Origin of the sequence: Virgibacillus sp. W0181, assembly GCF_051846915.1 — a bacterium.
GTDB lineage: Bacteria > Bacillota > Bacilli > Bacillales > Amphibacillaceae > JBPYCR01.
This window is the reverse complement of sequence record NZ_JBPYCR010000021.1, coordinates 36,884-50,222: the sequence shown is the minus strand read 5'-3', so window position 1 is coordinate 50,222 and position 13,339 is coordinate 36,884. Positions and strand designations below refer to the sequence as shown.

13 protein-coding genes and 1 rRNA gene are annotated in these 13,339 nt (G+C 38.1%); 9 read left to right on the top strand and 5 right to left on the bottom strand.

Annotation, left to right across the window (positions count from 1 at the left end):
- Positions 1-173, top strand: a 23S ribosomal RNA gene (locus ACLIBG_RS10440); the annotation flags it as partial.
- A gap of 259 nt (positions 174-432) precedes the next feature.
- Here the strand turns inward: ACLIBG_RS10440 and ACLIBG_RS10435 are convergent.
- Positions 433-615 (bottom strand): hypothetical protein, encoded by a 183-nt coding sequence (locus tag ACLIBG_RS10435; RefSeq protein WP_439312705.1) that lies wholly within the window; start codon positions 613-615, stop codon positions 433-435.
- 90 nt (positions 616-705) lie between these two features.
- Entirely contained in the window at positions 706-1,962 is a 1,257-nt protein-coding gene (locus tag ACLIBG_RS10430; RefSeq protein WP_439312704.1) for an NAD(P)/FAD-dependent oxidoreductase, read from the bottom strand.
- 170 nt (positions 1,963-2,132) lie between these two features.
- Here ACLIBG_RS10430 and ACLIBG_RS10425 point away from each other — a divergent pair, with 170 nt between their 5' ends.
- The 3 genes from ACLIBG_RS10425 to ACLIBG_RS10415 are packed head-to-tail and all read left to right on the top strand — an operon-like array spanning position 2,133 to position 5,453.
- Positions 2,133-3,755 carry a putative polysaccharide biosynthesis protein gene (locus ACLIBG_RS10425; protein ID WP_439312703.1) on the top strand — a complete coding sequence of 541 codons (1,623 nt, stop codon included), beginning with the start codon at positions 2,133-2,135 and terminating at the stop codon, positions 3,753-3,755.
- 12 nt (positions 3,756-3,767) lie between these two features.
- Positions 3,768-4,484 (top strand): pseudouridine synthase, encoded by a 717-nt coding sequence (locus tag ACLIBG_RS10420; protein WP_439312702.1) that lies wholly within the window; start codon positions 3,768-3,770, stop codon positions 4,482-4,484.
- Between the two features lie 36 nt (positions 4,485-4,520).
- A complete protein-coding gene (locus ACLIBG_RS10415) occupies positions 4,521-5,453 on the top strand; it encodes an NERD domain-containing protein (protein ID WP_439312701.1) in 933 nt (310 codons plus the stop codon).
- Here the strand turns inward: ACLIBG_RS10415 and ACLIBG_RS10410 are convergent.
- On the bottom strand, positions 5,450-5,743 hold the full coding sequence (locus tag ACLIBG_RS10410) for a YtzH-like family protein (RefSeq protein WP_439312700.1): 294 nt from the start codon (positions 5,741-5,743) through the stop codon (positions 5,450-5,452). The two genes, ACLIBG_RS10415 and ACLIBG_RS10410, sit on opposite strands and share 4 nt — an antisense overlap.
- 106 nt (positions 5,744-5,849) lie before the next feature.
- Between ACLIBG_RS10410 and ACLIBG_RS10405 the strand changes: the two genes are divergently transcribed.
- Entirely contained in the window at positions 5,850-6,704 is an 855-nt protein-coding gene (locus ACLIBG_RS10405; RefSeq protein ID WP_439312699.1) for a YtnP family quorum-quenching lactonase, read from the top strand.
- A gap of 48 nt (positions 6,705-6,752) precedes the next feature.
- On the opposite strand, the gene ACLIBG_RS10400 is transcribed toward ACLIBG_RS10405, so the two are convergent.
- A complete protein-coding gene (locus ACLIBG_RS10400) occupies positions 6,753-7,073 on the bottom strand; it encodes a PepSY domain-containing protein (protein ID WP_439312698.1) in 321 nt (106 codons plus the stop codon).
- A gap of 217 nt (positions 7,074-7,290) precedes the next feature.
- On the opposite strand from ACLIBG_RS10400, the gene ACLIBG_RS10395 reads away from it, so the two are divergent.
- Together ACLIBG_RS10395 and ACLIBG_RS10390 are read left to right on the top strand one after the other, a co-directional pair.
- Complete coding sequence (locus ACLIBG_RS10395) at positions 7,291-8,358, top strand: M42 family metallopeptidase (RefSeq protein ID WP_439312697.1); 1,068 nt, start codon at positions 7,291-7,293, stop codon at positions 8,356-8,358.
- 12 nt (positions 8,359-8,370) lie between these two features.
- Positions 8,371-8,874, top strand: coding sequence for a DUF84 family protein (locus tag ACLIBG_RS10390; protein WP_439312696.1), 504 nt, complete (start codon positions 8,371-8,373; stop codon positions 8,872-8,874).
- A gap of 621 nt (positions 8,875-9,495) precedes the next feature.
- On the opposite strand, the gene ACLIBG_RS10385 is transcribed toward ACLIBG_RS10390, so the two are convergent.
- Complete coding sequence (locus ACLIBG_RS10385; RefSeq protein ID WP_439312695.1) at positions 9,496-9,936, bottom strand: YtoQ family protein; 441 nt, start codon at positions 9,934-9,936, stop codon at positions 9,496-9,498.
- A gap of 220 nt (positions 9,937-10,156) precedes the next feature.
- Here ACLIBG_RS10385 and ACLIBG_RS10380 point away from each other — a divergent pair, with 220 nt between their 5' ends.
- Positions 10,157-10,963, top strand: a complete 807-nt coding sequence (locus tag ACLIBG_RS10380) for a DUF1444 domain-containing protein (RefSeq protein ID WP_439312694.1) — start codon at positions 10,157-10,159, stop codon at positions 10,961-10,963.
- 220 nt (positions 10,964-11,183) lie between these two features.
- On the top strand, positions 11,184-13,328 hold the full coding sequence (locus ACLIBG_RS10375) for a DNA translocase FtsK (protein ID WP_439312693.1): 2,145 nt from the start codon (positions 11,184-11,186) through the stop codon (positions 13,326-13,328).
- The last annotated feature ends 11 nt before the right edge of the window (positions 13,329-13,339 follow it).

Sequence of the window (13,339 nt, the reverse complement as noted above, 5' to 3'; positions counted from 1 at the left end):
TGTGGCACGGATAAGTGCTGAAAGCATCTAAGCATGAAGCCCGCCTCAAGATGAGACTTCCCATCACTTCGAGTGAGTAAGACCCCTCAGAGACGATGAGGTTGATAGGTCCGAGGTGGAAGCGTGGTGACACGTGAAGCTGACGGATACTAATGGTTCGAGGACTTAACTAACTATTTCTGTTGGCGATGCCCATTGATGAAACGATTCTTATTTAGTTTTCAAGGTAGAAAAGCCTGCTTAAAAACGTAATAACTACCTCAACAAAACTGATGATTTTGTGACGAGACATAGTCTAGTCATAAAAAATATAGTAATCCGACATTCGAACGTCGGAAAAACACGTAGAAATGAGTGATAATTCACTATTTCTACGTGTTTTTTGTTTGGTAATATAAAAACGCGCACATAAAATGTGCGCGTTTTAGCCTGTCAGCTCATTCCATATGGCCCTAACTGTCCGCTTCCACTTGTACTACTCATTTGAGAGACATAGGGGATAACTTTTTGGAACGTTTGACCAATCGAATGGTTATTTTTAGAAATTGTGTAATAAGTTACTGCTCCTACTCCAATAGAAGCGACTAAAGGTAACCACATGCTGTTTTTTTGCATCACATACTCACCCTTTCTTAGCTTTCAGACACTATTAGTTTTGCACGATTTATATAAATAAATGCCAGGAATCATCTGCCAACTATTTCATCATAAATTACGGGCGGCATTCCAACCTGCAAGTCTTCCTGTTACAAGAGCGGCAGTTATGTTATAGCCACCAGTATAACCATGAATATCCAAAATTTCACCACAGAAGAATAGGTTGTCCATTATTTTTGATTCCATTGTCTTTGGAATGATCTCCTTTATACTTACACCACCACCTGTTACAAATGCTTTTTCTATCGGTAATGAACCATTGACGTAAAAAGTGAATTTTTTTATATTGCCAACAATTAAATGAATTGTTTCTTTGGATATATTCGCTGCTTTTTGTTCGCTGTTTATTTCATTTACGTTAAGGATAAATTCTAAAAATCGTTCGGGAACGATTCCTTTAAACGTATTTTTAAGTGATTTTTTCGGATTATTTTTTGCAGAATTAAATAATGTATCTTGCAGCTGTTGCATGTTAGTGTCAGGTAATAGATCGATGGACAAGAGTACTCGATTTTGATTATTCTTTAATAATTCTTTTACAACAAATTGGGAACAACGTAGTACAGCAGGTCCTGAAATTCCGAAATGAGTAAAGACCATGTCCATACGATGAGTGACAATTGGTTTTGTTTTTTTATTGAAGACTGTTAATTCTATATCACGTAAGGAAAGTCCTTGTAAGCTTTTATTTTTAATAAAAGCCTCATTTGAAGTTAATGGAACTTCGGTTGGATAGAGCTGTGTAATTGTATGACCGGCTTTTTTAGCCCATGCATATCCATCTCCGGTTGATCCGGTATGTGGTACTGATTTGCCACCGACTGCAAGAATAACTGCTTTTGTTCTAATTTTTTGATTCCCTTCTGTTATTACGGTGTGGTTTTGCTGAGTGTAATGTACTGCATCTACCCGCGTGTTTTTGTGCACGTCTACGTGAAGACTATCCAGTTTATTTATTAGTGTATCGACGACCGTTTTTGCTGAATTAGAAGCAGGAAACATACGGCCGTGGTCTTCTTCTTTCAGTTTTACTCCCATATTTTCAAAAAAGTCAATGATATCGTAATTATTGAATACGGAAAATGGACTATACAAAAACTTGCCATTCCCAGGAATATGTTTTATAACTTCTTCTTCCGGGAGACGATTCGTTACATTACAGCGTCCACCACCGGATATAGCGAGCTTTGTTCCAAGTTTATTTCCTTTTTCAATCAACATCGTTTTGGCGCCTTTTTCTGCTGTGGAAATCGCGGCCATCAGTCCTGATGGTCCACCACCGATTATAATGACATCATATATCAATCAGATTCATTCCTTTCGAGTTAATTTTATCATCTTTGTTATATGATATACTAATCATTGGCGTATGAAGGCGGAAAATAAAAGAAAATGAAAATTGTTCGTGAAGCTGAAATGTATGATAAAATAACACTTAAATGCACGATTATCTTAATTATAATGCAGGTGAAATAATGTCGAATTTTGTAAGAGGCACTATGTTATTAACTGGTGCGTCCTTTTTATCGAAATTTCTCGGAATGATTTATGTTATTCCATTTAATGCCCTTGTAGGTGGACAAGGTGGTGCATTGTATTATTATGCGTATAATCCTTATACGATATTAATTAGTATTTCAACAGTTGGTGTACCGTTGGCAGTTTCTAAGTTCATTTCCAAATATAACTCACTAGGTGATTATGAAACCGGAATGCGCATGTTCCGTGCCGGTTTAACATTAATGGCAATAACAGGTCTTTTGTCTTTTCTCGTATTATTTTTCAGTGCTGATTGGTTAGCTAATATAATGATACATAAAGAAGATACGCATGGAAATACGGTAGAAGATGTTAAAATGGTTATCCAAATGGTAAGTTTTGCATTACTCATTATTCCGGGAATGAGTATTGTGCGAGGTTTTTTTCAAGGTCATCAATCGATGGGACCGACTGCAGTTTCTCAGGTTGTTGAACAGATTATCCGGATCGCATTTGTTTTAATTGGTGTTTTTCTTGTTGTTCAAATATTTGACGGTTCTATCCCAACCGCTGTTGGTTTTGCAACATTTGCAGCCTTTGTTGGCGCATTGGCATCTTGCATTGTTTTATGGATTTATTGGATAAAAAGAAAAGACCGTTTGAGAAATCAGTTAAAGCAGCAAAAAACGTACTATGATCTTTCAAAAAAAGATTTATTCATTGAACTTTTTCAATATGCAGGTCCATTTGTATTAGTAGGGATTGCCATTCCACTATACCAATCGGTGGACACATTTACATTTAACCGGGCGATGGATGCAATAAATCAAAGTGGTATATCTGAATTTGCATTATCTGCGATTAATTTATATGGGCATAAGCTTGTGATCATTCCCGTAACTTTGGCAACCGGGTTATCATTAGCTATTTTACCTGTGCTCACAAAATCTTTTACACAAAATAACCGGGAATTATTATTCCAACAAATTAATCAAGCATTACAAATTATAATCGTACTTGTCGTTCCTGCTGTTATTGGTATGTCTGTTTTATCGGACGTGGCATATGGATCATTTTATGGATTTGAACATTTTGAGTTGACAAGCAGCCTTTTAGCCTGGTATGCGCCGGTTGCATTACTATTTGCTTTATTCACGGTTTCTGCAGCTGTTTTACAAGGAATTAATGAGCAACGATTTTCTTTAGTAAGTCTTGGTGCTGGTTTCTTGATCAAAGCGTTATTTAATATGGTGCTCATTCATACGTTTGGTGCCAAGGGAGCGATAATTGCTACTGGATTGGCAGTAGGTACGGCTGTAGTTTTGAATTTATGGCGGATTAATTATACGATTCATTTCTCTTACAAACAGATAGTGAAGCGTTTTTTATTAGTAATGATTTTTTCAATTATTATGCTTGTAACTATTTTACTCGTTAAGCTTTTACTGGGAATGATAATATCATACGAAGAAAGCCGCTTAGGGGCTATCGTAATGCTAGTTGGCGGGGTTAGTATTGGTGGTATCGTATATTTATGGTTTGCTTATCAATCAACGTTGCTTGAGCGTACATTAGGTAGCCGAATAGCGGTACTGGAACGTTTTATACGAAAATTTTAGGAGAGTGAAAACGTGCGGCTGGATAAAGTTCTTTCCAATATGGGCTATGGAAGTCGTAAAGATGTAAAGGTTATGCTTAAGAAAAAAAGAGTTAAGGTCGATGATAAAGTAATAAAGGATGGAAGCACGCATGTGGAACCTGATTCACAGTGTATAAAAGTAGATGAACATCATGTTCATTATAAAAATTATATTTATCTTATGATGAATAAATTACCGGGGTATATCTCAGCAACAGAAGATACGCGTGAAAAAACTGTTATCGATTTACTGCCGGCAAAATGGCAACTGTTCAACCCCTTTCCCGTCGGTCGTCTGGATAAAGATACGGAAGGCCTGCTTTTATTAACAAATGACGGGAATACTGCTCACTTGTTAACGTCTCCGAGGAAAAATGTTGAAAAAACGTATTACGCTAAAATAAATGGAAAAGTAACAGAAGAAGATGTTGTCCAATTCAAAAGAGGTATTAGGCTGGATGATGGATATGATACAAAACCTGCAACGTTACACATCATTTCGAGTGCGGCACTTTCAGAAATTGAACTAACAATTACAGAAGGAAAATTTCATCAAGTAAAACGAATGTTTGCAGCGATGGGAAAAAAAGTAATCTATTTGAAAAGGATACGGATGGGTGAATTAGTATTGGATGATAATCTCATACCAGGAGAGGTGAGGGAACTAACGAAAAACGAATGTATTTATTTAAATGAACTAAAACAATGATCTTATTAACGTTTGTTCATCACTGGAGGTAAGGGCATGGCACAATTAGTCAAACTAAAGGATTATGTTTCCAGGTATGAATGGAATGCATATCGTTATCCGAGTCAATATATTCGTTTAAAGAAAGATAATTGGCAAAAGCTTGTTCAATTATGGATTAATGAGCAAAATGAAGAGCGAGATAATGAGGAAGAAGCTTTTACAGGTTCTAAATCCCGTAAATTTTTTAAAATGGGTAAAGAACATCCGGATGAGGAGACGCAAGCCAATAAACTGGGCTTACCAAAGGAAAAATTGGAATTGAAACACTACTTTCTTGATCAACTTTTTCCAATCCAATTAAAGTGGGCAACTTCTACGGTGTCAGAGGTTTCTTTTACGGATCAAAAATATAAAAGCGATCGCAATCTCAAATATTTTTTACAACGGATTCCTGATATCTATTTAATGATGTACTATCCTATCTTCAACATTAAAAAGGCCCCCATAGAAGGGGAAATTATTTTAATCAGTCCAATCGGAATTGAAATTATCTATCTAATGGAAGATGATCCTCATGCGACCATCATGGCTGGTAATGATCGAACATGGAGCATCGATAACGGAGATACGGTGATTAAGCATATTAGTCCACTAATTTCCTTGAAACGTACGGAACAAATCATTCGCTCCATTTTAAATACATATAAAATTGATTTTACAATTAAGAAGACGGTAGTGTCTCGTATAAATAATATCATATTCACGACAGAGCCTTACCATACAAAAATTATAGGAAAGGCGCAGTATGATGAGTGGTTTAAGGAAAAGCGCCAACTGAAGACTTCTCTTAAAAGTGTTCAGTTAAAAGCAATGGAAGCCTTATTAAAGCATTGCCAAACGACTTCCATTAAACGACCGGAATGGGAAGAAGTGCACACAGACACTTTTACTCTTCATGAAGAACAAGAAACAGACGGAATAGATTAATATATGGATTTAGCCTGCTGAATCGCTTGGAGCCAATTTTCAATGTTATCTTTATTTGTGTGAATGTGTTCAGTTAAACATTGCACAAACTCGCCTTGGAAACCGTAATGATAAATTTCAGGCAATACTTGAAAAAGTGTTTCATCATCAGGAATTGCATTATTGGCCATCATCGATTGGACGAGACGTTTAATTTGTTGGTATTCTGTAATATTTCCATCGTTTTCTTCCTTTTGCTCATCCAGAATATCATGTAGTAATGTTAGTTGATTATTGACTGTCAGTTTCAAAACAAATCACCTCAATGATATTATGTTTCATTTTTGTTATACTATACAAAATGCTGATAGTGACTGGGTATTAAATCCAATAGCAATTTTTAGGGAGGACGAGAAAATGGAGCAGCTGCAAATCGGGCGTGCAACTTTAACCTGGTTAAATGGGGGAGTTAACTTTCTTGACGGCGGAGCAATGTTTGGTGTAGTGCCTAAGGCATTGTGGAGTAAAAAGTACCCTGTGAATGCAAATAATCAAATTGAATTACGAACAGATCCAATTCTACTCCAAATTGACGGTAAAAATATTTTAATTGACTCAGGTATGGGTAATGGGAAGCTAACAGATAAACAAATGCGCAATTTCGGTGTACTAGAAGAATCAGCGATTGAAACATCGCTTGCGAAGTTAGCTTTACAAATTACGGATATTGACATGATTTTGATGACACACCTTCATTTTGATCACGCATGTGGGTTAACACGTAAAGTATACGATTCTTTTGTCCCGGTTTTTGATCAGACACCTATCTACGTATCAGCTATTGAATGGAATGAAATGAAGAACCCCAATATGCGATCAAAAAATACATACTGGAAAATGAACTGGGAGCCAATTCAGGATTTTGTGCATACATTTGATTATGAATTGGAAATTGTGGATGGGTTAAAGATGATTCACACGAGTGGTCATAGTGATGGGCATTCCATTATCATTTTTGAGGATGATGATAATTGCTTCATTCATATGGCCGATATTATGCCTACGCATGGCCATCAAAATAAGTTATGGGCGCTCGCCTATGATGATTTCCCTGTTACTTCCGTTCACCAAAAGGATAAGTGGATGGATTATGGCTACGAACGAAAAGCCTGGTTTACTTTTTATCACGATGCGTATTATCGTGCGATCAGATTTGATGATCAGGGTGAAAAGTTATCAGAGGTGAAAAGGGAAAGGTATTCGTATACGTAAAAGGAAATAAAATGAAAAAGTAAAAGCCATCCGTGTTAAAGGGTGGCTTTACTCCGTCTGAACAGCACCAATGACGGCGCCGGTTTGTACATCTGTATAAAATTCGTATTGATGATTTTTCCCGTCAATATTTCGTGTAATTCCGCCTCGGTAGGCCGTATAGAGCAGCCCGTTTTGCTCGATTTCCTCCGGTTTCATATAGATCCACGAGCCACTGATCGGTCCGGATTTTTTAAACGTTTCTTTTGCCATAATCAAAGCTTTTTCAGGTGTGACTTTTTGATAGGTTTGCAACTGTTGTTTCAGGATGTAGCCAATAGTTATACCAATTCCTATTGATACGATTGTTCTAGTTAAGTTTTTATGCACAATTATCACCTCTAGCTATAGTCGTCACTTGTCCATAGTATACATGAAAAATTGGTAAAGTAAAAATGAGGAGACCTAACTGTTGCCTGTATCAAAAAAGATAATTACGTGAAAATCTACAACCATTCGGCACGGGAAGTTGGAATGATGTGGATGCTATGAGTTATACTACGTAATAGTACATAAATAAGGAAATCGGAAATGGAGGAGATATAGATTGAAAAAGGATACGACGCAGCTTTTTAAAACATTAACCGAATTACAAGGGGCACCAGGAAATGAACACGCCGTACGGAAATTTATGAAAAATGAATTGGGAAAATATGCGGATGAAATCATTCAAGATAACTTAGGCGGTGTTTTTGGGGTTAAAAATGGCGACGGTCCAACCGTTATGGTTGCGGGTCATATGGATGAAGTAGGATTTATGGTTACCCAAATAACAAAAAATGGGATGATACGCTTTCAGACTCTCGGAGGATGGTGGAATCAAGTACTTTTGGCGCAACGAGTCCAAATTATGACGAAGAATGGTCCAATTATTGGGGTTATTGGCTCTACCCCACCTCATAATTTAACGCCCGAGCAGCGTAAAAAGCCGATGGAATTAAAAAATATGGTCATTGATATAGGTGCAGATGATCAGGATGATGCGTTAAAAATTGGTGTGAAGCCAGGCGATTCTATAGTTCCCATCTGCCCGTTTACGCCAATGGCAAATAGTAAAAAAATCTTGGCTAAAGCATGGGATAACCGTTACGGATGTGGCTTGGCGATCGAATTATTAAAAGAATTGCAAAACGAAAACCTACCGAACCATCTAGTTGCAGGAGCAACTGTCCAAGAAGAAGTAGGTCTTCGAGGAGCAAAAGTTGCGGCACATATGATTCAACCGGATATATTTTATGCATTGGATGCTTCTCCTGCAAATGATATGGACAACAACGAGAAGGCATTCGGAAAATTAGGAGAAGGAGCATTGTTACGCATTTTCGACCGAACAATGATTACGCATCGTGGTTTAAAAGACTTTATACTTGATACTGCTGAATCAAATCATATACCATACCAATATTTTGTGTCACAGGGAGGCACCGATGCCGGACGGGTCCACACAGCAAACGACGGCGTACCGTCTGCGGTAATTGGTATCTGTTCGAGATACATTCATACTTCTGCTTCAATGATCCATGTTGATGATTATGAAGCCGCTAAAGCTTTATTAGTTAAATTAGTAAAATCGACAGATAACAATTTATTAGAACAAATTCGTCAATCAAGTTAAGTCGAGGTGTCTATGAGAATTACGATTGGATCAAAAAATAAGGCGAAAATACAAGCTGTTCAATCCACTTTTCCATCTGCAAATTTACGTTCTCTCAACGTAAGCTCCCATGTTTCTCCCCAACCGTTTTCCGATGCAGAAACAAGATTGGGAGCAATCAATCGGGGAATGGAGTGTATTAAGGATTGGCCGGGAACAGTTGGCATTGGTTTGGAAGGCGGTGTGATGTATGTCGAAAATGAGTTGTTTTTATGCAATTGGGGGGCTCTCGTCACATCTGATGAAAAAGTTTTTACTGCCAGTGGTGCACGAATTGTTTTGCCAGTAGAAATAAAGCACCAGCTTCAAGCGGGTTTCGAACTTGGGGAAGTGATGGATATGTATGCCAAGCAAAAAGAAGTTCGACAAAAGGAAGGCGCCATCGGCATCTTTACAAATAATGAAATCTCCAGACAGGAAATGTTTTCTCATGTTGTTCGTTTACTTAAAGGTCAATGGTTATTTGCTCAAAAATAAAGAGGCTGGGATAGAAGTATTTTATCTAATAAAAAAACCGAACAATGATATTTAGAGTATAATCCCGCTCCGGAAATATACTTCGTTTTCACCCATGGGGCACAAGCGCGACATCCGTTCATGCATTCGCACTCACGGTGTCTTCTTTGCCGCAGGCGGCTAATGAGCCTCTTCAGAGTTAACGCTCTTCCGGGGTCTCACCGATGCCTTTTTTTCTGCAGGAGTCTACGTATGTTTCCGGAGCTAATCTAGTTCATTGTTCGGATTACTAACTTAGCAACTTCGTTATGCCCAGCCTCTTTATTTAAAGACAAGAATGTATATAATTTTCCGCATATCTGTCTAGCTCCGACGTACAATTCTTTTCGGTGGGACGAAAGCGTAGCTACAGTCCCAGAATGTTGTGCTTTTAGCCTGCGAGGTCGCTTGCGCTTTTCTTACAAGGTCAGAAAGTATAAAAATTTTGCGCATAGTTGTCTAGCTTAAGCGCCCAGAAACTAGGCGACTTCCCGCAGCGCCTTACGATAAGTCATCGTCGATTCGCACAGCTCATCGTGATTCCTTTATCTCAGTTGCTTCGGTCCAGTCGCTACGTTTCTAAGCAGGGCGCTTGTGCTTTTCTTACTCATATACGTAACGTAATACTTCTAATGCCTGGTCAACAGATTCAACAGTAATGTTTGCTTTATTTGAAAGTTCTTTTAAAGGGTGGATCAACGACTCAGGGCGAATAATAATAGTCGGTTTGTTCATTGTGATGGCTGCACTCGCATCCATGGCTGTGTTCCATTGACGATAATCTTCTCCGAACAAAGCAATCATTGCGTCCGCTTTTTGCATGAGTATTTGCGTCCGAAAGTTATTAATGTTGGAAGCTGCCTCATCTTTATACAGTTTGTTTGGTTGCTCCCCGAGAATCTTTTCACCAATGTCGTCAGAAACCGCATGCTCTGTTTGCGGTCCGACAAAGTGTAAAGGCAGGTCATTTTCTTTCGCTATTTTCTTCACGTCTTCGCGCCAATTACTGTGGATTTCTCCTGCTAAATAAACCGTTAGTTTCATACTTCATCCCTCCAGCTCCATTATAAATATAGTAAAGCTTTTAAGCAATTATTCATAAAAGGTCTGCAAGAAGCTGATCATTGAATGCAAATCGAAACAACGGTATGATGGGGAGAGCTAAGGAAGTTATTGTGATAAAGGTGGAACAAAGATTTAGATAAGTCATATATTCATACAGCGTATATTAAAAAGTGTTGTTAGTTAGCTAGGAGGTATATTTATGACGATGACAAGTATAAAGCTGAAAAGGATCTTAGAAGAAAGGCTTGCTGATCCCGGGTACCATACATCCTACAACCGGGACAAAGATCGTTTTCGCATTGAGTGGAAGGAATCAAAACAAGGCATAACTATTACAATGCCAAACGTCATTGCTAAGTATAATGAAAGAGGAGAAACTGCCATTGATGATTTGGTAGAGCATATTACCGAGGCGTTGCGGATTATGAATGAAGAACATTACTTAACGGGGATGGAAAAGGATATTTATCCGGTCATTCGTTCTACCTCTTTTCCGACAGAAACGAAAGCAGGTAAGAAATTAGTATTTCTTGATCATACAGCGGAAACAAGAATTTTTTATGCGCTTGACTTAGGAAAGTCGTACCGTCTTATTGATGATGTGATGCTGAAAGAAGAACGATGGTCCAAAGAGAGAATACATGAGATGGCTTTATTTAATATCCGCTCACTCTCAACAGATTATAAAATGGATCAAGTGGCCGGCAATGATTTTTATTTTATAGCGACACAGGACGGTTATGATGCTAGTCGAGTTTTAAATGAGGCTTTTCTCGAAGAAATGAAAGCAAATAGCAAAGGGGAATTGGCTATATCAGTGCCGCATCAGGATGTACTTATTCTTGGCGATATTCAAAATAAAACCGGGTATGATATTTTGGCGCAGATGACAATGAAGTTTTTTGCTGAAGGACGGATTCCGGTCACATCACTTTCCTTTATCTATGATAATAAAAAACTGGAACCTATCTTTATTCTGGCAAAGAATCGGCCGAAAAAAAAGTAAAGACCTGTTATGCCTCAACATTAAATGCCTAGTCATGATATGATTTTATACAGTTGTAATGTATTTGCACCTGTTTCAAAAAGCAATTGATGTTAATCGACACAGATTGCTTTTTCTCTTCATTACTGCTGAAATTAATTCAAAAGGTTCTGCAATGAATTGAGAAACCTGCTAAAATGTGTATTATAAGAATAGTGATATTTTGGAAGAAGGTGAGACAATGTGGAACCGTTGGAAAAGAAAACTGCGTGCATTATTTAGCGATCGCAGCGATCAGGAGGATGATGTTGATGTATACTATCAACAGGATAAAGTACATACACGAATGATGTATCAATATCCAAAACAGACTTCTTTCCGCTTTCCCGTAATTCCGGATGAACCGAACGCTCAACATACAACGGATACCCATGCTGTCAAGCGTACTTCGGAAAATAATCCGGAAAAAGATACAATGAAATCTTCACATACTCATGTTTATCAGCAAAGACCAAAAGATATTGAGAATATTCCTGCATTTTTAAGAAGACAGAAGCACGAGGAAACCGGTTTTAAAAAAGACGAAGCGGTCGAACATACAACAGAGCAAGAAACACCAACCGATCATGATGGTGCTTCGATTATAAATCATGTACTTCAAACAGATGCAGCAACAAAAAGAATAAATGAACGAAAGATGAAAAGGTCGTTATCAACAAATGAAAAACACGAAGACATAAAAACTAAACAACACGAGACACCGGTTAAACGGGAATCGGTTTATTCATTAGAGACTAAAAGAAAAAATAATACGCCCATACATACAGAGCCAACCGTCCATGTGAATAGCGTAACAATGAAATCGACTGCCATAACAGCGCCAATTGAAACAGGGCAGGCAGTAACTGAGACTAGTACTAGTCAAAAACAAATGCCGGCTCTGTCGATTTATCCACAAGTACGAACGCCTGTTAAAGATCAGCCGATACCTAATAACTTATTGAATGAACCGGCACAAGTAAATGACGATGATCAAATATGGCTCGAGGATCAACAGCAATTGCTGGAACGTACATTAAAATATTTTCATGTGCGAGCGAAAGTTGTCAATACAACGAAAGGGCCGTCGGTTGTTCGTTTTGAAGTACAACCCGAATTGGGTGTTAAAGTAAGCAAAATTAAAAATTTAAGTGATGATATTAAACTGAATATGGCAGCGAAAGATATACGGATAGAAGCACCGATACCCGGTAAGCATACGATTGGAATTGAAGTGCCAAACCCGAAACCGGAGATGGTTGGATTACAAGAAATAGTTTCATCCAATGAATTTAAAAATCATCAATCTCCACTTTCGACTATTCTCGGCGTAACGATTGAAGGAGAATCCCTTATCACCGATATCGCAAAAATGCCACACGGATTAATTGCAGGAGCAACAGGATCCGGAAAGAGTGTTTGTATTAATACGATATTAATTAGCTTACTTTATAAAGCACGGCATGATGAGGTGAAGTTTTTACTTATTGATCCAAAGATGGTTGAATTGGCACCGTACAACGGTATTCCACACTTAGCAGCTCCGGTTATAACAGATGCAAAGGCGGCTACGCAAGCATTGAAATGGGCGGTAAAAGAAATGGAAAACCGGTATGAAAGGTTTGTTAAAGCCGGGGTCAGAGATATGGAACGCTTTAATAAAAAAGTGAGCTTAGGACAATTATCTGAGGAAAAGATGCCGTACATTATTATTGTAATTGATGAGTTAGCAGACTTAATGATGGTCGCTCCACAGGATGTGGAGGATGCCATTTGTCGCATTGCACAAAAAGCACGAGCTTGTGGGATCCATCTATTGTTGGCAACACAACGCCCATCCGTTGATGTTATTACTGGATTAATTAAGGCAAATATACCGACAAGAATTGCATTTAGTGTCTCATCCCAGGTTGATTCAAGAACGATTCTTGATGCTAATGGAGCAGAGAAGTTATTAGGGAAAGGTGACATGCTATTTATAGAAAATGGTTCCGGGAAAAGTATTCGTCTACAAGGACCGTTCGTTTCGGATGAAGAAATTGAGCGAGTTACGGATTATTTCCGCACTGTTTCTTCACCTGAATATTTGTTCGAACAGGAAGAATTGCTAAAAGACTTTTCGCTCGATGAAACGGAAGATGAATTACTGGAAACAGTGATACAATTTATAGCAGAACAGGAACATGCAAGCACTTCCTTGCTACAGAGACATTTTCGAATCGGCTATAACCGAGCTGCACGATTAATTGATACTTTGGAAAATAAAGGAGTTATCGCTGCACAAAATGGTACGAAGCCGCGGGAAATCCTATTAACAAAGACGCAAATAGAAGAAAGTATGCTTTAATAGTATACAAC